This window comes from Brevundimonas naejangsanensis (assembly GCF_003627995.1).
Classification (GTDB): domain Bacteria; phylum Pseudomonadota; class Alphaproteobacteria; order Caulobacterales; family Caulobacteraceae; genus Brevundimonas; species Brevundimonas naejangsanensis_B.
The window spans coordinates 1,113,445-1,138,072 of record NZ_CP032707.1 but is presented as its reverse complement, the minus strand read 5'-3'; the positions used below and the strand labels follow the sequence as shown (position 1 = coordinate 1,138,072).

The window sequence follows — 24,628 nt, the reverse complement described above, 5'->3', positions numbered from 1 at the left end:
CAGCGGCCAGAAGTCGCAACTCACGCGCCCCAACGATTGAGAGCGGCAAGCAACAGCATTGCGAACGCCGCGAAGCTCAGAAAAGCGATGACGAAAAGACTTCCCAACGTCCTGAGCCGGGCGCCCAGACGCCGCCGGGCGCCGAGGCGGCTCACCCGCTCAAAGCGCCCTCACCGTCTCCGACCAGGCAGTTGTTCACCCGCCCTGGTAAATGCGCCTTTAACCTTATCGGCGGCACAAGGGTTCGGAGTCCCGCTTTAGGAGGTCCGCCTGCATGTCCGCCGCCCTCGCGCTCGGCCAGCGCGTCTGGAGCACCGCCCGCATCGTCTGGGCGGCGCCCTTCGCCGTGCGCTTCAGGGGAGTGCTGCAGGCCATGCTGGCCGCCCTCCTGCTGGTGGCCCTGGTCTCGTGGAACCCGGCCGACCCCAGTCTGAACGCCGCGTCCAACCAGGCGCCGACCAACTGGCTGGGGGGAACCGGCGCGGCCTTCGCCGACCTGGTGATGCAGTCGCTGGGGCTGGCGGCCTGGCCCGCCGTCCTGTTGCTGATCGCCTTTGGGCTCGCGGTGGCCATCGGCGACGCCTTGCAGCACCGCCTGCAGCCGACCCCGTTCAAGACCTTCACCGCCGTGGCGGGGGTGTTGCTGCTGTCGGCCGCCCTGTCGGCCCCGGCGGCGCCCGCCAGATGGCCGCTGGCGGCGGGCATGGGCGGGCTGTGGGGCGACGCCGTCACGGGCCTGGCCGCCAACGGTCTGGGCGCCCTGAAGGTCCCCGGCGCGCGCATTATTCTGGGCCTGCTGTTCCTGGCGCTGGCGCTGTGGAGCCTGGCCTACACCGTGGGCCTGCGCCTGCGCGATTTCACCGACACCGCCGGCTGGGCCGCCCAGAAGAGCGCCGAGGCCCGCGCCGCCAAGGGGCCGAAACCCGCCAAGGCCGCCAAACCCGGCAAGGCCCCGCGCGCCGTCGCCGAAGCCGCCGCGCCGCCCGCCCGCAAGCCGCGCCATCGCCTGCCCGAGAGCGACGAGATGGAGGCCGACGGCCCGCCCATCGCGCCTCAAGCCCCAGGCCAGACCGCCTTCGCGCCCCCCGCCGACGCCCATGAAGACGGCTACGAGGACGAGACCGGCGCCTACGCCCCGCCGTGGGAAGACGCGGCCCCCGCCCCCATCGCCCCGCCCTCGGCCCGCGCGCCGAAGTCGGTCGAGCCCAAGGTGGCGGCGGTCAAGGCGCCCAGGCCAGTGCGCAGTGACGCCGACCAGCAGACCTTTGACTTCGCCGGCGACGGCGGGTTCGAACTGCCGTCCCTGGGCATCCTGGCCAAGCCCGGCCAGCGCGGCGGCGCCGTCGACGAGGAATCGCTGAAGGCCAACGCCAAGATGCTGGAGGGCGTGCTGCAGGAGTTCGGCGTGCGCGGCCAGATCGACCAGATCCGCCCCGGCCCCGTCGTCACCCTGTATGAACTGGTGCCCGCGCCCGGCGTGAAGCACGGCCGCGTCGTGGCCCTGGCCGACGACATCGCCCGCTCCATGTCGGCCCGCGCCTGCCGCATCTCGGTCGTGCAGGGCCGCAACGCCATCGGCATCGAACTGCCCAACGCCAAGCGCGAGACCGTCTTCCTGCGCGACCTGCTGGCCTCGGGAGAGTACGACAAGAAGAGCCATCTGCTGCCGCTGGCGCTGGGCGAAACCATCGGCGGCGAGCCTTACGTCGCCGATCTGGCGCGGATGCCCCACCTGCTGATCGCGGGCACCACCGGCTCGGGCAAGTCGGTCGGGGTCAACGCCATGATCCTGTCGATCCTCTACCGCCACTCGCCTGCCGAGTGCCGTTTCATCATGATCGACCCCAAGATGCTGGAGCTGTCGGTCTATGACGGCATCCCGCACCTGCTGGCGCCGGTCGTGACCGATCCCAAGAAGGCGGTCGTGGCCCTGAAGTGGACCGTGCGCGAGATGGAGGACCGCTATCGCCGCATGTCCAAGCTCGGCGTCCGCAACGTGGCCAGCTACAATGAGCGCGCCCGCGAGGCCCAGGAAAAGGGCGAGCATTTCGAGCGCACCGTCCAGACCGGCTTCGACGAACAGGGCCGCCCGGTCTACGAGAGCGAGAAGATCCGCCCCGAGCCCATGCCCTATCTGGTCGTGGTCATGGACGAGATGGCCGACCTGATGCTGGTCGCGGGCAAGGACGTGGAAGGCGCGGTCCAGCGTCTGGCCCAGATGGCGCGCGCCGCGGGCATCCACCTGATCATGGCCACCCAGCGTCCGTCGGTGGACGTCATCACCGGCACCATCAAGGCCAACTTCCCGACCCGGATCAGCTTCCAGGTCACGTCGAAGATCGATAGCCGCACCATCCTGGGCGAACAGGGCGGCGAGCAGCTGCTGGGTCAGGGCGACATGCTCTACATGGCGGGCGGCGGCCGCATCACCCGCCTGCACGGCCCCTTCGTCGGCGACCAGGAGGTCGAGGAGGTCTGCAAGCACCTGCGCGCCCAGGCCGAGCCAGAATACCTCGACCTGATCACCGACGAACCGGACGGGGACGGCGACGGCGCCATGGGCGGCGAGGACGGCGGCACCGGCGACGACCTCTACGACCGCGCCGTGGCCGTGGTCACGCGCGACCGCAAGGCTTCGACCTCCTACGTCCAGCGCCGCCTGCAGATCGGCTACAACCGCGCCGCCACCCTGATCGAACGCATGGAGCAGGAAGGCGTCGTCAGCCCCGCCAACCACGCCGGCAAGCGCGACGTCCTGGCCGGACCGCCGCCTATGTAGTCTCGGCTACGTCGAGGGCGGCAGCTGCGCTGCCGGGCGCTATCGCTCGCGACGCGGTCGCTCGCTGCTTCAGCGCCGTTCTTTTCCTTCCCATGAAATGGGGAGAGGGACCGCGTAGCGGTGGAGGGGCCTACGCCAAGAGAAACGGAAGCAACCTCGCCCGGCCTAAAACAAGAGCGGCGGAACCAAGCAGCCCCTCCGTCTCGGCGGCTATCGCCGCCGATCCACCTCCCCATAAAATGGGGAGGAGAAATGAACGCCGCTTCATCGGAGCGCCGGAATATGGTCAGGCTGACGTCATCAGCCTGCCGGATGAAGCCCGCACCGTGGTCGGGTCGAAAACCGTTCAGAACGGGAGAAGAAAAGACATGACCGTTTCCCGCCGCGCCTTCGGCCTCGGCTCCGCCGTCGTCCTGGCGCTCGCCGCCGCCCCTGCACTGGCCCAGTCGACGCTGTCGGCCGAGGATCAGGCCGTGCTGCGCCGGGCCCAGACCTATCTGACCGGCCTGACTAGCGCCCAGGGCACCTTCGTCGAGACCGGGCCGAACAATCAGCGCCGTGCCGGCCGCTTCTGGCTACAACGTCCCGGCAAGATGCGCTTCGAATACACTGACCCCGCCGGCCTGCTGGTCGTGGCCGACGGCTCGAACGTCAGCCGATGGGATCCGCGCCTGAACGTCTTCCGCCAGGCGCCGCTGGGCCAGACCCCGCTGTCGACCTTCCTGGCGCGCGAGGTCCGCCTGGACCAGGGCGTGCGCATCGATCGCGTCACCCGCATGGACTCCGGCGCCTTCGCCATCACCGCCCGCGACGCCCGCCGCCCCAACGAGGGCTCGGTCATCCTGGCCTTCGCCGGCTCGCCGATGCGGCTGCAGGAATGGACCATCACCGACGCGCAAGGGTCCCGCACCCGGGTGCAGCTGACCACGCTGCAGCCCGCTTCGGGCCTGGCCGCCAACCTGTTCCAGCTGCGCGATCCGACCCGCCGCGCGCGCCGCGACTGAGGCCGCGAGCGTCGCAGGACCGCGGCTGAATTATGACGGTTTGACCTTTTTCGACCGCTGTGACACTTTAAGCACAGGACGGCGGCGGCCGTCCCGCCCGCCACGGATTCATCCCCGCCTGGCGGCGAGAGAGACGAACTTTAGCGCCCGGAGCCCTCTCCGGGCGCTTTTTTCACCCCCGCTTAGACCCCGGCGCGGCGACCTGCTAAGGCCCGCCGCATGAGCCTTCGCATCGTCACCTGGAACATCAACTCGGTCCGCCTGCGCATCGATCAGGTCGCCCGTTTCGTCGCCGAACACGCCCCGGACGTCCTGTGCCTGCAGGAGATCAAATGCACCGCGGACCAGTTCCCGCGTCAGGCCTTCATCGACATGGGCCTGCCCTACCTGCGGATCGGCGGCCAGAAGGGGTGGCACGGGGTGGCCATCGCCAGCCGCCTGCCCATCGTCGACAGCCCCAAGCTGGACGTCTGCCGCGAGGGCCACGCCCGCTGCGTCTCGGCCGTGGTCGAAGGGGTGGAGGTGCAGAACTTCTACATCCCCGCCGGCGGAGACCTGCCGGATCGGGCGCTGAACCCCAAGTTCGATCACAAGATGGACTTCTATGAGCGGCTGACCGCCGAGATGAAGACCCGCGACCGCCAGCGGCCTCTGGTTCTGGCCGGCGACTTCAACATCGCGCCGGGCGAGAACGACGTCTGGAACCACCGCTTCATGTCCAAGGTGGTCAGCCACACCCCCGGCGAGGTCGAGACCCTGTATCGGCTTCAGGACGCGGGCGGTTTCGCCGATGTGGTGCGCGACCAGATCCCCGATCCGACCAAACTGGCCAGCTGGTGGAGCTATCGCGCCAAGGATTTCCGCAAGTCGAACCGAGGCCTGCGCCTGGATCACCTGTGGACCTCGCCCGGCCTGACGCCTGCCGTGGTCAAGGGCAGCGCCCGCATCCTGGACGCGGTGCGCGAATGGGAACGGCCCAGCGACCATGCGCCGGTCGTCATGGACCTGGACGTCTAGGAAGAAGAGCGACGGCGGGCGCCCGGGAGGGGGAGGGTCGGCGCCCGCCGTCTCCGGCTCAGGCGGCGCCCAACAGCTTGGCGCCGGCCAGCACGCCCAGAAGGATCAGGGTGACGCTGCCGGTGAAGACGACGACGGCTTCAAACGAGAAGCCCGAAGCGCGCGGATGCACGAGTTTCATGACTTGGGTTCCTTTCGGCGGGGGAGGTCCGAACGCTGTCAGGATAGGAAACCCGCCGCCCGTGGACAAACCACGGTTAGGCCCGGTCGATTGACCTTAGATCACCCGACGCCGGGATCGTCGCGCGCCTCGGCCTCGATCCAGTTGAGGAACCGGCGCAGCTTGGGCTCGTCCGCCCGCTCCGGCAGGACCACCGCCCAATAGGCCAGGTTGTTAGTCAGGGCGTGGTCGACCGGCTGGATCAGCCGCCCCTCGCGCAGGTCGTCGGCGGCCAGGGGCGCCGAGGTCAGGGCCACCCCGCGCCCCGACAGGGCCGCCTCCAGCGCCAGGTGGCTGTGGCTGAAGTGCGGACCACGCAGGTGACGCACGCGCGGATCATCGACCCCCGCGCTCTCGAACCAGGCCTTCCACCCCATGCGGTCGGCGAACGGCAGGTCGTGCCAGGTCTCGTGGATCAGCACGGCGTCGAGCAGGTCGGCGGGCCGGTTCAACCGGCGCCCGGCGACGAAGGACGGGACGCAGACGGGGATCAGCCGCTCGCTCATCAGCCGCCGCGCCACCTGGCCCGGATAGGGGCCTTCGCCGTAGCGCAGAGCCACGTCGGCCTCGCCGTTGGACAGGTCGGCCAGACGGTCCTCGGCGAAGACGATCAGGTCCAGGTCGGGATTGGCCTCGCTGAAGCGATGCAGGCGCGGCGACAGCCATTTGCCGGCCAGCGACGGCAGGGCCGAGATGCGCAGCTGGCGCGACCGGCCCGGGCGCACGGCGTCCAGCGCCGCCTCCAGCCGCTCGAAGGCGTCGGCCACGCCCTGGGCCAGGCGCCGGCCGTCGGCGGTCAGCCGCACCGAGCGGTTGAAGCGGTCGAACAGGCGCAGGCCCAGCCGCATCTCCAGCGCCTTGATGTGGCGGCTGACGGCGCCGGGGGTGACGCCCAACTCCTCGGCCGCCTCGCGGAAGCTGCCCAGGCGGGCGGCGGCGTCGAACGCCCGAAGCGCCACCAGCGGCGGGGTCGGGCGACGCTCGCTCATCCGGCGGTCAGGCCAGGATCACGGTTGCAGGCGGTAGCCGCCGGCGTCGGTCAGCAGTAGCCGCGCCTGGCCCGGCTCGGCCTCGATCTTCTGACGCAGGCGATAGATGTGGGTTTCCAGGGTGTGGGTGGTGACCCCGGCGTTGTAGCCCCACACCTCGGTCAGCAACTCCTCGCGCGACACCGGCTTGGCCCCGGCGCGATAGAGGTATTTGAGGATGTTGGTTTCCTTCTCGGTCAGCCGGACCTTCTTGCCCTTGTCGTCGACCATCAGCTTGGAGGCCGGGCGGAACTCATAGGGGCCGACCTGGAAGACGGCGTCCTCGGACTGCTCGTGGCTGCGCAGATGGGCGCGGATGCGGGCCAGCAGGACGGCGAAGCGGAAGGGCTTCGTGACGTAGTCGTTGGCGCCGGAGTCGAGGCCCAGGATGGCGTCGGAATCCGACGACTGCGCCGTCAGCATGATGACCGGGGTCGAGACGCCCGCCTTGCGGATCAGGCGGCAGGCCTCGCGGCCGTCCATGTCGGGCAGGTCGACGTCGAGCAGGATCAGGTCGGCGCGGGCCTCCTTGGCCTGGCGCACGCCGTCGGTCGCCGTCGCGGCCTGGGCCGGGCGAAATTCCTCGTGAAGCGCCAACTGCTCGGCCAAGGCCTCGCGCAGGTCGTCGTCGTCATCGATGATCAGGATCGTCTTGGGCGTGCGCATAGTGCCTTTAAGAATGGCGAGGCTTGGGCCGAACGCCAAGGGCGCCGGACAGGATATTGTGTCCTAAGAGGTCGCAGGGGGCTGATTTCGTTCCCCGAACAGGGCCGAACCCACCCTAACATGGGTCGCGCCCAGGCGAATGGCGGTCTCATAGTCACCGCTCATCCCCATGGACAGGACCGACAGGCCGTTGCGCGCGGCCGTCTCGGCCAGCCGGGCGAAGTGGGGCGCGGGGTCCTCGTCGGCCGGGGGAATGCACATCAGTCCCTCGACCGCCAGGCCGTGGACGTCACGCGCGGCGGCGATCAGGGCGTCGGCCTCGCCGGGCAGGACCCCCGCCTTCTGCGGCTCGGCCCCGGTGTTGACCTGGACGAGGACGCGCGGACGGCGCCCGGTCCTGGTCATGGCGGCGGCCAGGGCGGCGGCCAGGCGCTCGCGGTCCAGGGTCTCGATGACATCGAACAGCTCGACCGCCTCGAGCGCCTTATTGGTCTGCAAGGGGCCGATCAGGCGCAGCTCCAGATCCGGCAGGGCGGCGCGGCGGGCGCCCCAGTGGGCCTTGGCCTCCTGCACCCGGTTCTCGCCGAACACCCGCTGCCCGGCCGCCAGGGCGGCGTCGAGGGCCGCGTCGCCCTGCGTCTTGGACACGGCGGTCAGGACCACCGAGGCCGGGTCGCGGCCCGCCGCACGCGCGGCCTCGACGATGCGGCGACGCACCTCGGCGAAGCGGTCGGCGATGGACGAAACCATGGACGGGGCGGGGGAAGCGGGATTAGTGGCGGTCATGGTCCTGTCTGACACCCTGGCCGAAGAGGCGCGCACCCTGTGGGAGACGGCCCAGGCCCTGGCCGAATCTGTAGCCCCCCGCGCGGGGCCTGTCAGCCCGCGCCCCCTGCCGCCCCTGCTCTTCTTCACCGACCCGACGCGCACGCCGCGCCCGTGGGAGACGGCGGCGCGCCTGCCCGCCGGCGCCGGCGTGGTGTTCCGCGCCTTCGGGGCCGCCGACGCGGTGGAGACGGGCCTGCGCCTGCGCGAGGCGACGCGCCGGGCGGGGGTCCTGCTGCTGGTCGGCCTGGACGCGGCCCTGGCCGAGCGGATCGAGGCCGACGGGGTGCACCTGCCCGAGCGGGCCCTGTCGGCGGCCTACGCCCTGTCGGGACGGCGGCCGGACTGGCTGCTGACCGGGGCGGCCCATTCGCGTCAGGCCGTGCGGGGCGCGCGCGACCTGCACGCCCTGGTGCTGTCGCCCGTCTTCCCGGCGGGCGGCGCCTCGGCGGCCAGGCCGGCCCTGGGGATCGAGGGATTCGCCGCCCTGGCTGCCGAGGCCCCCTGCCCGGCCTATGCGCTAGGCGGGATCACGGCCCGCAACGCAGCGGCGCTGCGCGATTCGGGCGCGTGCGGGCTGGCGGGGGTGGAGGCGATCCAGGCGGCCTTCTCCTCCCCATAAAATGGGGAGGTGGATCGGACGCGATAGCGGACGAGACGGAGGGGCCGCTTGGTTCCGCGGTCGTAAAGCCCCTCCACCGATAGCCTGTCCTCGGGCTCGCCGAAGGCGAGACCCGGGGGCGGTCCCCCTCCCCACAAGTGAGGAGGAAAGCCGTCGAATCAGAATTTAAAGATGGTCTCGAGGCGGACGCGCGGGGCGGCGCGGCGGTCGCTGCTTTCCGGGACGCGGGCCGGGTCGACTTCGGGCGAGGCCAGGTTGGCGGCGGCGCCGACGCGCAGGCGCGGGCTGAGGCGGTAATAGGCCCCGGCCTCGACGTCGCCCCAGTCGGCTTCGCGGCCGACGGGCTGGCTGAGGTTGAAGTTCAGGCCCCAGCGGCCGTTCTCGTTCCAGCGCAGGCCGCGACGCTGTGTGGCCGAGGGCGTGTTGGGCGATTGGGCGGCGACGTCAGCCAGGCTGACGACAGGGGCGCGGCCGCGCGTCTGGGCCGAGGCGTCGGACGCCGTCCCGGCCAAGGCCAGGGCGCCCACGCTTGCAGCGATGACGGCGACGAAACGCATGAACACCCACCCTATGGATCGCGCTTCGCGGCGCCGACCCTCGTTGACTACGTCAGACCACGTCTGAACTGAACTGGGGATAAGATATGGCCTGCATTCGCACCGTCAACGCAACGCGGCCCAATGGTGGAGGTTCCAGGCGACTCCGACGGCGGCTGTGGCGCCCGCGTCACGCACCACGGCGGGACTGGGGCCATCTCGGCCGCTCCCGGCGCCGGATCGCCTTGTCATCGCCCCTTTCCGCCGTGTTATAGAGCGTCGCTGGCGCGTGCGTGCGTGGGCATCGTTCGGTCGGCGCCCCCTCATGCGACGTCAAACCCTTTACGGAGATCACGGAATGGCTCTTGTTCGCGGCGCTGCGGTCGCCCTGATCGCCTCGGGCCTGGTGCTCGGCGGCTGCTCCAGCCTGCCGTTCGGCGGGTCGAAGGCCAAGGCGCCCTCGATGGAAGCCCAGCTGGGCATCGGCGTGAACGCCTATCTGTGGCGCGCCACCCTGGACACCCTGTCCTTCATGCCCCTGGCCAGCGCCGATCCGTGGGGCGGGGTCGTCAACTACGACTGGTACGTCAATCCGCAGACGCCGAACGAGCGCTTCAAGGCCACCGTCTTCATCCTGGATCGCCGCCTGCGCGCCGACGCCCTGAACGTTGCCGTGACCAAGGAAGTCCGCGACGCCTCGGGCGGCTGGGTCTCGGCCCCGGTCGCCGCCCAAACCGAAACCGACCTGGAGAACGCCATCCTCACCAAGGCGCGCCAGCTCAACCTCGCCAACGCGGCCCGTCGCTAAGACGGGCCTCCAAGGCCGGCCGCCCAGGCGCCGCCTCCCCTCCCCTTCGCCGTTCAACGCAGACCTCAGGGCCGCCTCAGAGCTTCGCGCCTGGGGCGAGACCTCAGGATAAGCCGTGGCCCGTTACGAGCCCAAGACCGCCGAACCCCGCCAGCAGGCCCGATGGGCCGAGGCCGACGCCTTTTCGGTGTCCAACGCCGATACCGGCCGTCCGAAATACTATGTGCTGGAGATGTTCCCCTATCCGTCGGGCAACATCCACATGGGCCATGCCCGCAACTACGTCATGGGCGACGTGGTGGCGCGCTGGAAGCGGGCGCAGGGCTTCGACGTCCTGCACCCGATGGGCTGGGACGCCTTCGGCATGCCCGCCGAGAACGCGGCCATGGAGCGCGGCGTCCACCCCGGGGACTGGACCTGGTCCAACATCGCGACGATGCGCGACCAACTCAAGCTTCTGGGCCTGTCGCTGGACTGGTCGCGCGAGTTCGCCACCTGCGACCCCGAATACTATGGCAAGCAGCAGGAATGGTTCCTGGAGCTGTTCAAGCGCGGCTTGGTTTATCGCAAGGACGGCGTGGTCAACTGGGACCCGGTCGACAACACCGTCCTGGCCAATGAACAGGTCATCGACGGGCGCGGCTGGCGTTCGGGCGCCGTGGTCGAGAAGCGCAAGCTGAACCAGTGGTTCCTGCGAATTACTCAGTATGCGGACGATCTGATCGACGGCCTTTCCGAGCTGGAAGGCCGCTGGCCCGAGAAGGTCCGTCTCATGCAGGAAAACTGGATCGGTCGGTCCAAGGGCCTGCAGATGAAATGGGCCTGGTCGGGCGCCGCCCCGGCCGGTTTCGACGACGGGCTGGAGATCTACACCACCCGCCCGGACACCCTGTTCGGCGCCAGCTTCATGGGGCTGGCCCCCGATCATCCGATCTCGAAGCAGCTGGCCGAGGCCGATCCCAAGGTCGCCGCCTTCGTCGCCGAATGCCGCAAGGGCGGCGCCAGCCAGGCCGACATCGAACAGGCCGAGAAGATCGGCTGGGACACGGGGCTCAAGGTCGTCCATCCCTTCACCGGGGCCGAGGTCTCGGTGTGGATCGCCAACTTCATCCTGTCCGACTACGGAACGGGCGCCATCTTCGCCTGCCCGGCGCATGACCAGCGCGACCTGGACTTCGCCCGCAAATACGACCTGCCGGTGATCCCGGTCGTCCGCCCCGAGGGCGCGGGCGACGACTTCGCCGTGGCTGACGAGGCCTATACCGGCCCCGGCGCCATCTTCCATTCCGACTTCCTGAACGGCCTGGACATCGAGGCCGCCAAGGCCGAGGCCATCCGCCGCATCGAGGCCGCCGGAACGGGCCAGGGCGCGACCATCTATCGCCTGCGCGACTGGGGCGTCAGCCGCCAGCGTTACTGGGGCTGCCCCATCCCGATCATCCACTGCGAGGCCTGCGGCGTCGTGCCGGTTCCGGCCGACCAGTTGCCGGTCGAACTGCCCAAGGACGTCACCTTCGACGTACCGGGCAACCCCCTGGACCGCCACCCGACCTGGAAACACGTCAACTGTCCGTCGTGCGGCGCCGCCGCCCGGCGTGAGACGGACACCCTGGACACCTTCGTCGACTCCAGCTGGTATTTCGCCCGCTTCGCCGATCCCAAGGCGGCCGAGCCGATCAACAAGGCCGCCGCCGCCAAATGGCTGCCGGTCGACCAGTACATCGGCGGCGTCGAGCACGCCGTCCTGCACCTGCTCTACGCCCGCTTCATCACCCGCGCCCTGTCGGACGCCGGCCTGATGGACGTGAAGGAGCCGTTCGCCGGCCTGTTCACCCAAGGCATGGTGGTCCACGAAACCTATTTCGACGGCCATGAAGACAGCGGCAAACCGCGCTGGGTCGAGCCGTCGGACGTGCGCATCGAGACGGTCGATGGCCAGCGCGTGGCCACACGCCTGTCCACCGGCGCCGCAGTGACGATCGGCGACATCGAAAAGATGTCCAAGTCCAAGAAGAACGTGGTCGCGCCGCAAGACATCATCGCCGCCTATGGCGTGGACGCCGGGCGCCTGTTCATCCTGTCCGACAGCCCGCCCGAGCGCGACATCCAGTGGTCGACCGGCGGGGTCGAGGGCGCCGCCCGTTTCGTGCAGCGGGTCTGGGGCGAATACGCCTCATTCGACGCCGCCGCGCCGGCCAACGCCGATGCCGACGCCGCCCTGATCCGCGAGACGCACAAGGCCATCAAGGCCGTCAGCGAGGGCGTCGAGCATTTCCGCTTCAACTCGGCCGTGGCCAAGCTCTACGCCTTCCTGGCCACCATCCGACAACACGACAAGGCGGGGGCTGAGGCCAAGAAGACCGCCCTGTCGGCCCTGGCGCGGCTGATGGCGCCCTTCACCCCGCACCTGGCCGAGGAATGCTGGACCCAGCTGGGCGAGGCCGGAATGGTGCTGGACGCGCCCTGGCCCGCCTATGACCCGGCCCTGGCCGCCGACGATCAGGTCACCCTGCCCGTCCAGATCGGCGGCAAGCGTCGCGGCGAGGTCGTCCTGCCGCGCGGTTCGGACAATGCGACGGTCGAGGCCGCCGCTCTCGCCAATCCGACGGTTCAGGCCTACCTTGCCGCCAACAACCTCAGCATCCGCAAGGTGGTCGTCGTGCCTGATCGTATCGTCAATCTGGTGGCTGGCTGATGCGCGGCGGGCGCCTCCTGCTGGTCCTGGCCGGAGCGGCGCTGCTGTCCGGCTGCGGCTTCACGCCGATGTATGGGGAGGCGGGCGTCGGCGCCGGCCTGTCGCGCATCGCCGTGGCTGCGCCGGACGACCGCCTGGGCTATCGCCTGCGCGAACAGCTGGAGGACGCCTTCGGCTGGGACGGCGCCCAGGCGCCCCTCTATCGCCTGACGACCGAGGTCGAGCAGAAGCGTCGTCCCCTGGGCCGCCGCATCGACGACACCGCCAGCCGCTATGAGCTGACGGTCAAGGCGGCCTGGTCCCTGGCCCCCGTGGCGGGCGGCCAGCCCATCAAGGGCGTGCAGACCACGACCGTCACCTACGCCGCCGCCGACCAGCCCTATGCCGCCATCGCCGCCCAGCAGAACGGCGAGGACCGCGCCGCCGCCGATCTGGCGCGGCTGATCCGCCTGGACATGATGCGCGCCCTGGCCGGCCGCTGAAGGCCGCCGCATGATCCTGTCCAAACGGCCCGAGGTCGATCGCTTCCTCAAGGCGCCGGACGCCGGCGTCCGCGCCGCCGTCATCCACGGCAAGGACCGCTCGGGCGTGACCGAGCGCGCCCTGACCCTGTGCAAGGCGATCACCCCGGACCTGAACGACCCCTTCAACGTCACCCTGCTGACCGAAGCCGATATCGACGGCGACCCGGTTCGGCTGGAAGAGGCCCTGACGGCGCTGAGCATGATCGGCGGGCGGCGTCTGGTGCGGGTGCGCATGGGAGACGCCAAGGGCGGCGTCGACAAGGCCGTGGCCGCCGCCCTGAGCGCCCACGCCGAGGGCGCCTACAACCCCGACGCCATGCTGGTGATCGAGGCCGGGGCGCTAGGCCGCGAATCCGCCCTGCGCAAGGCCGCCGAAAAGGCCCAGGGCGCGGTCGCCATCGCCTGCTACGAGGACGAGGTCGGCGACGTCGCCCGCATGACGCGCGAAGCCCTGGGCGCCGACAAGGTCGGCCTGACCAGCGACGCCCTGGACCGTTTCGTCGCCCGCCTGCCCCGCGAACGCGGCCTGATGCGTCAGGAGATCGAGCGGCTGATCCTCTACATCGGCCCCGGCTCCGGCCGCACCATCGACGTCGAAGAGCTGGACGCCCATCTGGGGGTCGAGCCCGACGCCTCCCTGTCCGACGCCGCCCTACAGGCGTTCGGCGGCCGCCCCGGCCCCGCGCAGGCGGGCCTGCGCCGCGCCCTAGCCGAGGGCGAAAGCGCCGTCATGGCCGTGCGCATGACCTCGCTTCATCTCGGAAGGCTGCGCCGGATCAATATCCTGCAAGCCAACGGAGCCGGGGCCAAGGAGGCCGCCAAGGCCGCCGGCGTCTTCTGGAAACAGGAGGCCGAAATGTTGCGCCAGGCGCGCGGCTGGCGGCTGGAGCTGCTCGACGAGGTGCAGGATAGCGTCAACACGGCCGACGTCATGACCAAGACCACGGGCATGCCCGAGGCCCTGATCGCCGAACGCCTGCTGCTCGAGATCGCCGCCCGCGCCAAGCGCATGGGGCTTTAAAGCGGCCCTACCGCGCTGACGCGCTGCTTGAGGGCTAGGCTTTCCTCCCCATGCACTGGGGAGGGGGACCGCGTAGCGGTGGAGGGGCTCACGCCAGCAGAACCAAGCGGCCCCTCCGTCTCGTCGCCTTCGGCGTCGATCCACCTCCCCACAAAGTGGGGAGGAGAAGCTCAGCCGCGCTTCGACGCGCGCCGGAAGGCTGGCTTGTTCAGCGCCACGGACTGGCGCTGCATGGATTTCTCGGTCGTGGCGGCTCCGGCTACGCCGCCGAAGGCGCCCGCGTTCCGGCTCGCCGCCTGCTTGGCCGCCAGGGCCCGTTTCAGGGCTTCGGCGGCGCTGGGTTTGTCAGAGTTCTCAGTCATGACGCCACCCTAACATGAACGGCGCCGGAAAGAGCCTCACCCCCGCATCAGGCGGCGGCACAGGTCGTCGAGTTGCTCCAGGGTGCCGTACTTCACGGTGATCTCGCCCTTGCCGCCCTTGTCGGCCAGGGACACCTTGAGCCCCAGGGCGTCGGACAGGTCCTGTTCCAGGGCGGCGATGTCGGCGGCCCCCTCCCCGTTCACCACGGCCTTGGCCTTCACCGGCTTCGGCCCCTCGGCCGCGCGGCGGGCCAGGGCCTCGGTCTGGCGCACGTTCAGGCCCTTGGCGATGACCTCGGCCGCCAGTTCCTCGGCGTTCGGCGCGGTGATCAGGGCGCGGGCGTGGCCGGCCGACAGGTCGCCGCGCACCACATGCCCGCGCACCGCCTCGGGCAGCTGCAGCAGGCGCAGGGTGTTGGCGACGTGGCTGCGGCTCTTGCCTACCACGCCCGCCAGGGCGTCCTGGGTGCGGCCGAAGCGCTCCATCAGCACGGCGTAGGCGTTGGCCTCTTCCATCGGGTTCAGGTCGGCGCGCTGAACGTTCTCGATGACGCCGACTTCCAGCACCTCGATGTCGTCCATCTCGCGCACGACGATCGGCACCTGGGTCAGACGCGCGGCCTGGGCCGCGCGCCAGCGGCGCTCGCCGGCGATGATCTGCCACTGCCCCGGCTGGCCCGGCTGGCTGCGGACCAGGATGGGCTGCAGCACCCCCTTGTCGCGGATGGAGGCGGTCAGCTCGTCCAGGTCGGTCTTGGCGAAGATCTTGCGCGGCTGGTCCGGGTTGGGCTTCAGCGTCTCAATCGGCGCGCGCTGAACGCCCGCGGGCGCCGGGCCGGTCGCGTCGACGGCGACGGGCTCCTGCGCGTTTTCTCCCAAAAGCGCCGAGAGACCCCGGCCCAGACCACGCTGACGTTCGGACAAGATGCTGTTTCCGTTGCTTTATTAAGTGGATCAGGCGGCCATGGCCTGACGACGCTGGCGCTCGCGCGCCACCAGTTCACGCGCCAGCTTCAGATAGGCCTGGCTGCCCGCGCATTTCAGATCATAGATGAGGGCCGGCTTGCCGAATGACGGCGCCTCGGACACGCGGACGTTGCGGGGGATGACGCTGTCATAGACCTTGTCACCGAAGTGGGCGCGCACATCGGCCGCCACCTGGCCCGACAGGGCGTTGCGGCGGTCGTACATGGTCAGGACCAGGCCCTGGATCTCCAGCGCCGGGTTCAAACTCTGGCGCACCATGTCGATGGTCCGCATCAGCTGGGTCAGGCCCTCTAGGGCGAAGAATTCGCACTGCAGCGGCACCAGGACGGCGTCCGCCGCCGCCATGGCGTTCAGCGTCAGCAGGTTCAGCGACGGCGGGCAGTCGATCAGCACATAGTCATACCGGGAATGACCCGCCCCCCCCTGCCTGGCCAGGGCGTCGCGCAGGCGATAGGAGCGGCGATCGGCCTGACTCAGCTCAATTTCGACGCCGGACATGTCCGCGTCGGCCGCGATGATGAACAGGCCGGGCACGGCGGTCTCAATGGCGGCCTCGTCCACCGGTCGACCATCGACGATGACGTCGTAGATGGTGACCCGCCGTGTTTCACGTGGAACACCCAGACCCGTGGAGGCGTTGCCCTGCGGGTCCATATCGACGATCAGCACCTTTTCGCCGATGGCGGCGAGCGCCGTTCCCAGGTTGATGGCGGTCGTGGTCTTGCCGACTCCGCCCTTCTGGTTGGAGACGGCCAGGATACGGGGCTGCTTAACGGACTCAACGGACACGGCGAAGGCTCCCCAATGAAACGATGCGGCCGCGCGGATCGCTGCGCGAGACCGTAAGCTCGGCCTCAAACTGCCAGACCCGGCGCGCTTCTTTCAACTCAGCCTCGGCTTTCTCGCCCTTAAGGAACAGGCCTTTTGCACCGCGTTGGAAGTAGGGCTGTGCATAACCCAATAGCTTCTCCATCGCCGCCACGGCGCGGGCGGTGACGACATCGACCGTGATCGCCTGTTCCTCGGCGCGTCCGTTGACCACGGTCGCGGGCAATTCGAGCGCATCCACGATGGTCTGAAGGAAGCGGCAGCGCTTGCCCAGGCTGTCGACCAGCCAGACATGGGCGCCCGGTCGACCCTTCAGCATTATCGCGAGAACCACGCCGGGGAAGCCGGCCCCGGCTCCGAGATCGGCCCAGGTCCTGGCCTCGGGCGCCAGGCTCAGCAGCTGGGCGCTGTCCCAGGCGTGGCGGTTCCAGAAGTCCGGAATCGTGTCTGGCCCGACCAGATTCATCACCGCGTTCGCCTCGGTCAGCATGGCGAGGAAGGTCTGCAGGTCGGCGATGTTGGCGTCGCTGGCGCCCGTCTGGACGCGGAAGGTCTGAATGGCGTCCGACATCAGGCGACGACCGCCGCGAGATCCGCTTCCGCGCCCTTGACCTTCTTCACATGGGCCAGCAGCGCCGTCAGGGCGCCCGGCGTCATGCCCTCGATGCGCCCGGCCTGGCCCAGGGTCAGGGGACGGATCATGGCCAGCTTCTCGCGCACCTCGTTCGACAGGGCGCCGATCGCGGCGTAGTCGAGGTCGGAAGGCAGGGCCAGCCCGTCCTCCCGACGCAGGGCCTCGGCGTCCTGAGCCTGGCGATCCAGATAGCCGGCGTAGACGGCGTCGATCTCGACCTGCTCGCGCACGGCGGGCGACCAGTCGGCGATCTCGGGCCGGACGGCGACGAACTGATCCAGGGTCACGTTCGGGAAGGCGAGCAGGTCGCGGATCGAGCGGCGCTGGCCGTCGGCGTTGACCGCGATGCCGAGGGCGCCCGCCTCCTTGGGCGTGAACTGCGTTTCGCGTGAAACACGGTTCGCCCGGTCCAACTGGTCCGACTTGTCCAGCCATACTTTCGCGCGTTCCGAACCGACGATTCCGGCCTCGATGCCGATGGGCGTCAGGCGCTGGTCGGCGTTGTCGGCCCGCAGGGTCAGACGGTATTCGGCCCGGCTGGTGAACATGCGATAGGGCTCGGTCACGCCGCGCGTCACCAGGTCGTCGATCATGACGCCGATATAGGCCTGGTCGCGGCCGAGGATCAGCGGGGCCGACCCCGCCGCGGCGCGGGCGGCGTTGAGCCCGGCGATCAGGCCCTGGGCCCCCGCCTCTTCATAGCCGGTCGTGCCGTTGATCTGTCCGGCCAGATAGAGGCCGGGGCGCTTCTTGACCTCCAGCGCCGGGGTCAGTTCGCGCGGATCGACATAGTCGTATTCGATGGCGTAGCCGAAGCGGAAGACCTCGACCTGCTCCAGACCCGGCATGGTGCGCAGAAACGCCATCTGGGTGGCGTCGGACACCGAGGTCGAGATACCGTTGGGATAGACGGTCGGATCGTCCAGCCCCTCGGGCTCGAGGAAGACCTGGTGGCTGGTCTTGTCGGCGAAGCGGACCACCTTGTCCTCGATCGAGGGGCAGTAGCGCGGCCCCCGTCCCGACAGCTTGCCGCCATAGACGGCGCTTTCGCCGAGGTTGTCGGCGATGATCCGGTGCGTCTCTTCGGTCGTATGGGTCACGCCGCAGGCGATCTGCGGCACCGCGATCTTGTCGGTCAGGAAGCTGAAGGGCACGGGCTCGTCGTCGGCCGCCTGCGTCTCCAGCCGATCCCAGGCGATGGTGCGGCCGTCCAGCCGCGCCGGCGTGCCAGTCTTCAGCCGACCCATCATCAGGTCGGCCGCGTGCAGATCACCGGCGAGGCCCGTCGACGGATCCTCGCCATGACGGCCCGCCGGAATGCGCAGCTCGCCGCGATGGATGACGCCGTTGAGGAAGGTGCCGGTCGTCAGCACCACGGCGCCGGCGCGGATCGCCTCCCCTGCTCCCGTCCGCACGCCGACCACCCGGTCGCCGTTGAGGATCAACCCCTCGGCCGTGCCCGCCATCAGGCTCAGATTCGGATAGCCGGCCAGTTCGGCCTGCATGGCCTCGCGATACAGACGGCGGTCGATCTGGCTGCGCGGGCCGCGCACGGCGGCGCCCTTGGACCGGTTCAGCAGGCGGAACTGAATTCCCGACACATCGGCCAGGCGGCCCATGACGCCGTCCAGGGCGTCGATCTCGCGCACCAGATGGCCCTTGCCCAGGCCGCCGATGGCCGGGTTGCAGCTCATCTCGCCGATGGTCTCGAGCTTCTGGGTCAGAAGCAGGGTGCGGGCGCCCGCGCGCGCGGCGGCCGTCGCGGCCTCGCAGCCGGCGTGGCCGCCGCCGATGACGACGACGTCGGAGGTGTGATCGGGGGTCGAACTCATGGGCGACGACATAAGCCATTCAGCCGAGAATCGCCACCGGCTCGAGAACCATTGTTTCACGTGAAACAGGCGATAGCTGGGCCTATTTGCCGATGCAGAAGGAGGAGAAGACCTCGCCAAGGATGTCCTCGACCCCGATGGCGCCGGTGACGCGCGCCAGGGCGTCGGCCGCGCGGCGCAGGTCGTCGCCGGCCATCTCGGGCGCCAGGTCGAGGGCGCGGCGTCCCGCCTCGACGGCGGCCAGGGCCTCGGCCAGGCGGCGACGGTGGCGCTCGCGCGTCACGGCGGGGAAATCGGCGCCCGACAGATCGCGCGCCAGGCGAGCCGCGATCCAGTCATGCAGCTCGGCCAGCCCCTGCCCCGTCGCCGTGCTGACCGTCAGGGCTTCGAGGTCCGGCGCCGGCGCCACAGCGCCCAGGTCGGCCTTGTTCAGCACCTGAAGATCGGAGGGCCGCATGAAGGCCGCGGCCGGGTCCTCGACGCCTTCGGTCGACGGCGAACGGACCCAGAGACGCAGATCGGCGCCCTCGGCCCGCAGCCGCGCGCGGCGGATGCCCTCGGCCTCCACCACGTCGTCGCTGTCGCGCAGGCCCGCCGTGTCCGACAGGGTGACGGCGTAGCCGCCGATCATGACGTCGGCGTCCAGCACGTCGCGCGTCGTCCCGGCGATGGGGGTGACGATGGCCGCTTCGCGCGCGACCAGGGCGTTGAACAGGGACGACTTGCCCGCGTTGGTCTCGCCGATCAGGACGATGCGATAGCCCTCGCGCACCCGCCGCCCGCGATCGGAATCGGCCAGAGCCGTGCGCAGGTCGGCGGCCAGGGAGTCCAGAACCGGCCCGGCGGCGCGGGCCAGGTTGTCCGGCACCTCCTCGTCGGGGAAGTCGATCTCGGCCTCGACCAGGGACAGGGCCTTTAGCAGGTCGCGGCGGAAGCCCCCGTAGGCGGCGGACAGGGCGCCGTCGAGCTGGCCCAGGGCCTGGGCCTTCTGGGCCTCGGTCTCGGCGTCGATCAGGTCGGCCACGGCCTCGGCCTGGGCCAGGTCCATGCGGCCGTTCTGGAAGGCGCGGCGGGTGAACTCGCCCGGCTCGGCCGGACGCAGGCCGAGCGCGATCAGGGCCGTGCTGGCCGCCTCGATCACGGCGCGGCCGCCGTGCAGGTGCAGCTCGGCCGAGTCCTCGCCGGTATAGGAGCGCGGAGCGACGAAGCGCAGCACCAGGGCCTCGTCGATCAGACGGCCGTCATGGCGCAGGCTGCGCACCGAGGCCAGGCGCGGGGCAAGCCCCCCTGCCCCCAGAGCTGACAGGGCCGCTTCCGTGTCCGGACCCGACAGGCGCAGGATGGCGACGGCGCCGCGGCCCGGCGGCGTGGCGAGGGCGAAGATGGTGTCGGTCATAGCTTCTCCTCCCCATTCCATGGGGAGGGGGACCACGAAGTGGTGGAGGGGCCAGCGCGGAAGGAAACAGCCCCTCCGTCTCGTCGGCTGCGCCGCCGATCCACCTCCCCACTTCGTAGGGAGGAGAACAGGGGCCTCACGGCTTGGGCGCGCCCGTGACGACGGCTTCCATCAGGCGGCGGAACTGGTCCTGGGCCTGGACGCCGAAACTGGTCCAGGTCTTCATCAGCTCGTCGGGCTGTAGGGACGCCATGTTGGCGTCCATGCGCTTCTGCATCTCGGCGACCAGATGGTCGTTGAGCACGGTCACGTCCGGCAGGCCCAGGAAGGCGCGGGCCTCGGCCGGGGTGCAGTCGATCTCGATGTTCAGCTTCATGACGCCCGATCCTGTTTCACGTGAAACACAGTCTTTGTTCTCTGCCGCCGCACGCGCGGCGTGCGGCTGCTTGAGAGAACGTCCTTCAAGCAGCCTCGCACCGCGTGCGAGGCGATAGGGACGCTATCAGGTGTTCATGGACTGGAAGAAGTCGCCGTTGTTCTTGGACTGGCGCAGCTTGTCGAGCAGGAACTCGATCGCGTCCTGCGGGCCCATCGGGTTGAGGATGCGGCGCAGGACATAGGTCTTGGCCAGCTGGTCCTTCGGCGTGATGAGGTCTTCCTTGCGGGTGCCGGACTTGAGCACGTCGATGGCTGGGAAGATGCGCTTATCGGCGACCTTGCGGTCCAGGACGATTTCCGAGTTGCCGGTGCCCTTGAACTCTTCGAAGATCACTTCATCCATGCGGCTGCCGGTGTCGATCAGGGCGGTGGCGATGATGGTCAGCGACCCTCCCTGCTCCACGTTGCGCGCGGCGCCGAAGAAGCGCTTGGGACGTTGCAGAGCGTTGGCGTCGACGCCGCCGGTCAGCACCTTGCCCGACGACGGGACGGTGGCGTTGTAGGCGCGGCCCAGGCGGGTGATGGAGTCCAGCAGGATCACCACGTCCTTCTTGTGCTCGACCAGGCGCTTGGCCTTTTCGATCACCATCTCGGCGACGGCGACGTGGCGGGTGGCCGGCTCGTCGAAGGTCGAGGCGACGACCTCCCCCTTCACCGTGCGCTGCATGTCGGTGACTTCTTCGGGGCGTTCGTCGATCAACAGGACGATCAGGAAGACTTCGGGGTGGTTGCGCTCGATCGACTTGGCGATGTTCTGCAGCATCATCGTCTTACCGACGCGCGGCGGGGCGACGATCAGGCAGCGCTGGCCCTTGCCCAGGGGCGCGACGATGTCGATGACCCGGCCCGAGCGATCCTTCAGCGTCGGATCCTGGATCTCCATGTTGAGCCGCTCTTCGGGATAGAGCGGGGTCAGGTTGTCGAACAGGACCTTGGTCTTGACCATCTCCGGATCTTCGAAGTTGATCGTGTCGACCTTGAGCAGGGCGAAATAGCGCTCGCCCTCGCGCGGGCCGCGCACGGCGCCGTGCACCGTGTCGCCCGAACGCAGGCCGAAGCGGCGGATCTGCGACGGCGAGACATAGACGTCATCCGGACCCGGCAGATAGTTGGCGTCGGGGCTGCGCAGGAAGCCGAAGCCGTCCGGCAGGATCTCCAGCACGCCCGAGGCGATGATCTCGACCTCTTCGTCGGCCAGGGTCTTCAGGATGGCGAACAGCAGGTCCTGCTTGCGCAGGTTGCCGGCGTTCTCGATGTCCAGGCCCTCGGCGAAGGCGACCAGGTCTTCCGGCGTCTTCTCGTTCAGTTCCTGAAGCGTGATGCGGCCGTTGGGGACGATGGGCTCGCCGTCGTCGTCCTCATCATCATCCTCGGCCGTGGTGTCGACGCCATGGTCGTCGTCGTCAGAGATAGGCTGAACCGGGACTTCGGGCTCGGCCTCCTCGACCGGCGCCGCCGCGCGGCTGCCGCCCAGGCTGAGGGTGCGACGCGGCCGCTCGACCGGCGTTTCCGTTGCATTTTCAGCGACTTCGGTGTCCGGAGTCTCAGGCGTATCGGTCATGATGGCGTGCTCGTTCGCGCGCCCGGACGCGGCGAGGCGGCCAGGAGCAGAAAGGTCGTAATGGCTTCAGCCGCAAGGGCTGGGAGGGAGGGCGACGGGTTCCCGCAGGCTCAAACCGGCAGGCGTCGCAAAAGAGAGGGACCGCGCTGCACGGATCGGCCGCACGGTTCACCGCAGCGGAACCACGAAAGACCCATGCGGGTCAAGAGCCTTCAGGCCGCGAACGACCGCGTTGCTCGCGTCCGGGCGCTTAGAAACTCCATTCCATCGTCACCGACAACACCATGATGATGGCCAGGACGAAGGGAATCTCATTGGTCATGCGCCAGAAACGGCCAGAATATTTCGACGTGCCTGCCGCGATCTTCTTGCGCTGCCCCGCCAGGAAGCCGTGCCAACCGGCCAGCAGGAAGACGCCGATCAGCTTGGTCATCATCCACGGCTGATGGGCGAAGGACCAGTCGGCGCCGTCGCCGCTGCGCAGCCACAGCAGCCAGCCGCCGAAGATGAAGGCCAGGATCATGGCCGGGTTGATGATGATGCGCAGCAGCCGCGTCTGCCAGATACGCAGCAGGGCCTGCATCTCGCCGCGCAAGGGTTCAGGCTTGGCGTTCTGCTCGGCGTCATAGGCGAACAGACGCGGCAGGAAGAGCATTCCGGCCATCCAGGCGATCACCGCCAGGATGTGCAGCCCGCGGGCCAGATTGTAATAGTCCATGTCGATCCCCTCAGGCCGTCCTGGAGCCCTTTGAACAGCCGGACGGGCAGGCTTTCAAGCCGGCGCATGGTCCACCCTGCGAAGCCCCCTGCGGCGCGGTCCCCGGCGTCTCCAGCGCCCGCGCGACCGCATCGGCCAGGGCGGTGATGAAAACCGGGTCGGCGCTGACCGTCGGCGCGCGCAGATAAGGGGCGCAACCAACCTTATGGGCCAGTTCGCCGTATTCCATGTCCAGTTCGACCAGGGTCTCGATATGTTCGGAGACGAAGGCGATCGGCACGACCAGCGCGCCCACGCCGTCCTTGGCCGCCTGTTCGATGGCGTCAGGCGTGGGGGGGCCCAGCCATTTCAGCGGACCGACCCGGCTCTGATAGCAGATAGCCCAGTCGGTCAGGCCCATGCGCTCGACCACGGCGGCCACGGTCGCCTCGACCTGGGCCTGATAGGGATCGCCCGCTGTGACCAGCTTCTCGGGGATGCCGTGGGCCGAGAACAGCACCCGCACCGGCTTGCCTTGCGCCTTGTCCAACGTCTGCCGGATCAGGCGAACCTGGGCTTCGATCAGGCCTTCGGCGTCGGGGTAGCAGCAGACGACGTGGGTCTCGCCGGGGCCGTCGTAGCACTCGGTCCACTTCTTCAGCGAGGAGGCCGTCGTGGTGGTCGAGAACTGCGGATAGAGGGGCAGAAGGACGATCTGGTCGGGCTGGAAGGCTTTGACTGCCGCTGCCGTCTCTTCGGTCAGCGGATGCCAGTAACGCATGGCGATGAAGACCCGGCTGTCGTCGCCCGGCGAGGCGTCCGCCAGGGCGCGCGACAGGGCCTCGGCCTGCTTCTGCGTCTCGGGCAGCAAGGGGGAACCCCCGCCCATCAGGGCGTAGTTGGCCTGGGCCGAAGCCTCCCGGCGGCTGGAGATCAGCTTCGCCAGCGGCGTGCGCACGATCCCCGGCAGACCGATGATGGCCGGATCGTTGAACAGATTGAACAGGAAGGGTTTGACCGCTTCGGGTCGGTCGGGACCGCCCAGATTGGTCAGGACGACCGCCACGCGCCGGCCGGGTCGTCCCTCGGATGTCGTGGCGGTCTGGGTCATTGGGCGCCGATCCGCTTCAACACCTGCTCGACATGCGCGATCGGCACGTCTGGGAGGATGCCGTGGCCCAGGTTGAAGATCCACGGCCCCTGGCCCCAGGCCTCCATCAACTGGTCGACGCGACGATCCAGCGCCGGCCCCCCAGCGCGCAGCAGCAGCGGGTCCAGGGCGCCCTGGATCGGCTTGATGGCCTGGACGCGCTTGCCGACTTCCAGCGGGCAGGCGGTGTCCAGGGCCACGCCCTGCACGTCGCATTCGCGCGCATAGCGTTCCGCCAGGGCCGCCGAGCCCCTCGGGAAGCCGATCAGCGGCACGGTGACGCCCAGTTCGCGGGCGCGGGCCACCAGCTTCTGGTGCGGTTTCAGCACCAGGCTCTCGAACAGATCGTCGGGCAGGCCCTCGGCCCAGCTCTCGAAGATCTTCAGCACCTGGGCGCCGGCGTCCTGCTGCATCTTCAGGTAGTGGGCGGTGGCCTCGACCAGCACGTCGAGCAGGCCGTAGACGATGTCAGGCTGGGTGTAGGCGTAGGTGCGGGCGGCGGCGCGCTCGCCCTTGCCCATGGTCCGGTGTTCGCCGTCCAGCATATAGGTGGCCACGGTCCACGGAGCGCCGGCGAAGCCGATCAGGGCGCGTTCCGGCTCCAGTTCCGCGCGCACCAGGGCCAAGGTCTGGCCCACAGCCTTGAGGGCCTCTCCAGCCTGCTGAGCCTTGTCGGCCATGGACTGCACCGACGGCAGGGCGCCCAGGCGCGGCCCTTCGCCCGCCTCGAACCACACCTTCTGCCCCAGGGCGCCCGGGATCAGCAGGATGTCGGCGAAGACGATGGCGGCGTCAAAGCCGAACCGGCGCATCGGCTGCAGCGTCGCCTCGGCCGCCATCTCCGGATTCAGGCAGAAGGAGATGAAGTCCGGCGCCTTGGTCCGCAACTCGCGGTATTCCGGCAGGTAGCGCCCGGCTTGACGCATGAACCATACGGGCGGGCGGGAAAGGGTTTGGCCCTGGAGAGCCTGGATCAGAAGGGGCGTGCTCATGCCTTG

24 protein-coding genes are annotated in these 24,628 nt (G+C 69.4%); 8 read left to right on the top strand and 16 right to left on the bottom strand.

Annotated features, from left to right (window positions below; genetic code table 11):
• Positions 1–274: 274 nt before the first annotated feature.
• From D8I30_RS05325 to xth, 3 genes are all read left to right on the top strand, one after another.
• On the top strand, positions 275–2,779 hold the full coding sequence (locus D8I30_RS05325) for an FtsK/SpoIIIE family DNA translocase (RefSeq protein ID WP_121481817.1): 2,505 nt from the start codon (positions 275–277) through the stop codon (positions 2,777–2,779).
• 368 nt (positions 2,780–3,147) lie between these two features.
• The gene (locus D8I30_RS05320; RefSeq protein WP_121481816.1) at positions 3,148–3,783 is read left to right on the top strand and encodes a LolA family protein; all 636 of its coding nucleotides are present in this window, start codon (positions 3,148–3,150) and stop codon (positions 3,781–3,783) included.
• A 219-nt stretch (positions 3,784–4,002) separates the two neighbouring features.
• Complete coding sequence (gene xth / locus D8I30_RS05315) at positions 4,003–4,800, top strand: exodeoxyribonuclease III (protein WP_121481815.1); 798 nt, start codon at positions 4,003–4,005, stop codon at positions 4,798–4,800.
• 58 nt (positions 4,801–4,858) lie between these two features.
• Here xth and D8I30_RS14920 read toward each other — a convergent pair whose 3' ends face one another.
• From D8I30_RS14920 to D8I30_RS05300, 4 genes are all read right to left on the bottom strand, one after another.
• Positions 4,859–4,981, bottom strand: coding sequence for a hypothetical protein (locus D8I30_RS14920; RefSeq protein WP_276118871.1), 123 nt, complete (start codon positions 4,979–4,981; stop codon positions 4,859–4,861).
• Positions 4,982–5,082: 101 nt separating this feature from the next.
• Entirely contained in the window at positions 5,083–6,009 is a 927-nt protein-coding gene (gcvA, locus tag D8I30_RS05310; RefSeq protein WP_121481814.1) for a transcriptional regulator GcvA, read from the bottom strand.
• 18 nt (positions 6,010–6,027) lie between these two features.
• A complete protein-coding gene (locus D8I30_RS05305) occupies positions 6,028–6,714 on the bottom strand; it encodes a response regulator transcription factor (protein ID WP_121481813.1) in 687 nt (228 codons plus the stop codon).
• Between the two features lie 63 nt (positions 6,715–6,777).
• Complete coding sequence (locus D8I30_RS05300) at positions 6,778–7,500, bottom strand: YggS family pyridoxal phosphate-dependent enzyme (protein ID WP_121481812.1); 723 nt, start codon at positions 7,498–7,500, stop codon at positions 6,778–6,780.
• On the opposite strand from D8I30_RS05300, the gene D8I30_RS05295 reads away from it, so the two are divergent.
• Positions 7,499–8,161: a thiamine phosphate synthase gene (locus D8I30_RS05295; RefSeq protein ID WP_121481811.1), complete on the top strand. Its 663-nt coding sequence runs from the start codon at positions 7,499–7,501 to the stop codon at positions 8,159–8,161. The genes D8I30_RS05300 and D8I30_RS05295 overlap by 2 nt on opposite strands.
• Before the next feature lie 158 nt (positions 8,162–8,319).
• Here D8I30_RS05295 and D8I30_RS05290 read toward each other — a convergent pair whose 3' ends face one another.
• A complete protein-coding gene (locus D8I30_RS05290) occupies positions 8,320–8,718 on the bottom strand; it encodes an NtrZ family periplasmic regulatory protein (RefSeq protein WP_121483404.1) in 399 nt (132 codons plus the stop codon).
• A gap of 337 nt (positions 8,719–9,055) precedes the next feature.
• On the opposite strand from D8I30_RS05290, the gene D8I30_RS05285 reads away from it, so the two are divergent.
• The 4 genes from D8I30_RS05285 (at position 9,056) to holA (ending at position 13,745) form a co-directional block, all read left to right on the top strand.
• Positions 9,056–9,505: a DUF3576 domain-containing protein gene (locus D8I30_RS05285; protein ID WP_121481810.1), complete on the top strand. Its 450-nt coding sequence runs from the start codon at positions 9,056–9,058 to the stop codon at positions 9,503–9,505.
• 115 nt (positions 9,506–9,620) lie between these two features.
• Positions 9,621–12,200 carry a leucine--tRNA ligase gene (gene leuS / locus D8I30_RS05280; protein ID WP_121481809.1) on the top strand — a complete coding sequence of 860 codons (2,580 nt, stop codon included), beginning with the start codon at positions 9,621–9,623 and terminating at the stop codon, positions 12,198–12,200.
• Positions 12,200–12,682: an LPS assembly lipoprotein LptE gene (gene lptE, locus D8I30_RS05275; protein ID WP_121481808.1), complete on the top strand. Its 483-nt coding sequence runs from the start codon at positions 12,200–12,202 to the stop codon at positions 12,680–12,682. Before leuS ends, lptE begins: the two co-directional genes overlap by 1 nt.
• Positions 12,683–12,692: 10 nt before the next feature.
• A complete protein-coding gene (gene holA / locus D8I30_RS05270) occupies positions 12,693–13,745 on the top strand; it encodes a DNA polymerase III subunit delta (protein WP_121481807.1) in 1,053 nt (350 codons plus the stop codon).
• Between the two features lie 170 nt (positions 13,746–13,915).
• Here holA and D8I30_RS05265 read toward each other — a convergent pair whose 3' ends face one another.
• From D8I30_RS05265 to hemE, 11 genes are all read right to left on the bottom strand, one after another.
• Positions 13,916–14,107, bottom strand: coding sequence for a hypothetical protein (locus D8I30_RS05265; RefSeq protein WP_121481806.1), 192 nt, complete (start codon positions 14,105–14,107; stop codon positions 13,916–13,918).
• 36 nt (positions 14,108–14,143) lie between these two features.
• Positions 14,144–15,031: a ParB/RepB/Spo0J family partition protein gene (locus D8I30_RS05260; protein WP_121481805.1), complete on the bottom strand. Its 888-nt coding sequence runs from the start codon at positions 15,029–15,031 to the stop codon at positions 14,144–14,146.
• 30 nt (positions 15,032–15,061) lie between these two features.
• Positions 15,062–15,883, bottom strand: a complete 822-nt coding sequence (locus D8I30_RS05255; protein ID WP_121481804.1) for a ParA family protein — start codon at positions 15,881–15,883, stop codon at positions 15,062–15,064.
• Positions 15,873–16,493: a 16S rRNA (guanine(527)-N(7))-methyltransferase RsmG gene (gene rsmG / locus D8I30_RS05250; protein WP_121481803.1), complete on the bottom strand. Its 621-nt coding sequence runs from the start codon at positions 16,491–16,493 to the stop codon at positions 15,873–15,875. The genes D8I30_RS05255 and rsmG overlap by 11 nt, the downstream gene beginning before the upstream one ends.
• Positions 16,493–18,388 (bottom strand): tRNA uridine-5-carboxymethylaminomethyl(34) synthesis enzyme MnmG, encoded by a 1,896-nt coding sequence (gene mnmG, locus D8I30_RS05245; protein ID WP_205570749.1) that lies wholly within the window; start codon positions 18,386–18,388, stop codon positions 16,493–16,495. Before mnmG ends, rsmG begins: the two co-directional genes overlap by 1 nt.
• A gap of 82 nt (positions 18,389–18,470) precedes the next feature.
• Positions 18,471–19,784 carry a tRNA uridine-5-carboxymethylaminomethyl(34) synthesis GTPase MnmE gene (gene mnmE / locus D8I30_RS05240; protein WP_121481801.1) on the bottom strand — a complete coding sequence of 438 codons (1,314 nt, stop codon included), beginning with the start codon at positions 19,782–19,784 and terminating at the stop codon, positions 18,471–18,473.
• Between the two features lie 136 nt (positions 19,785–19,920).
• Positions 19,921–20,160 carry a DUF6489 family protein gene (locus D8I30_RS05235; RefSeq protein ID WP_121481800.1) on the bottom strand — a complete coding sequence of 80 codons (240 nt, stop codon included), beginning with the start codon at positions 20,158–20,160 and terminating at the stop codon, positions 19,921–19,923.
• Positions 20,161–20,286: 126 nt separating this feature from the next.
• Positions 20,287–21,783, bottom strand: a complete 1,497-nt coding sequence (gene rho / locus D8I30_RS05230) for a transcription termination factor Rho (protein WP_025976428.1) — start codon at positions 21,781–21,783, stop codon at positions 20,287–20,289.
• 250 nt (positions 21,784–22,033) lie between these two features.
• Entirely contained in the window at positions 22,034–22,501 is a 468-nt protein-coding gene (locus D8I30_RS05225) for a CopD family protein (RefSeq protein ID WP_121481799.1), read from the bottom strand.
• Between the two features lie 10 nt (positions 22,502–22,511).
• Positions 22,512–23,591, bottom strand: coding sequence for a ferrochelatase (hemH, locus tag D8I30_RS05220; protein ID WP_121481798.1), 1,080 nt, complete (start codon positions 23,589–23,591; stop codon positions 22,512–22,514).
• The gene (gene hemE / locus D8I30_RS05215; protein ID WP_121481797.1) at positions 23,588–24,622 is read right to left on the bottom strand and encodes a uroporphyrinogen decarboxylase; all 1,035 of its coding nucleotides are present in this window, start codon (positions 24,620–24,622) and stop codon (positions 23,588–23,590) included. The genes hemH and hemE overlap by 4 nt, the downstream gene beginning before the upstream one ends.
• Positions 24,623–24,628 lie beyond the last annotated feature (6 nt).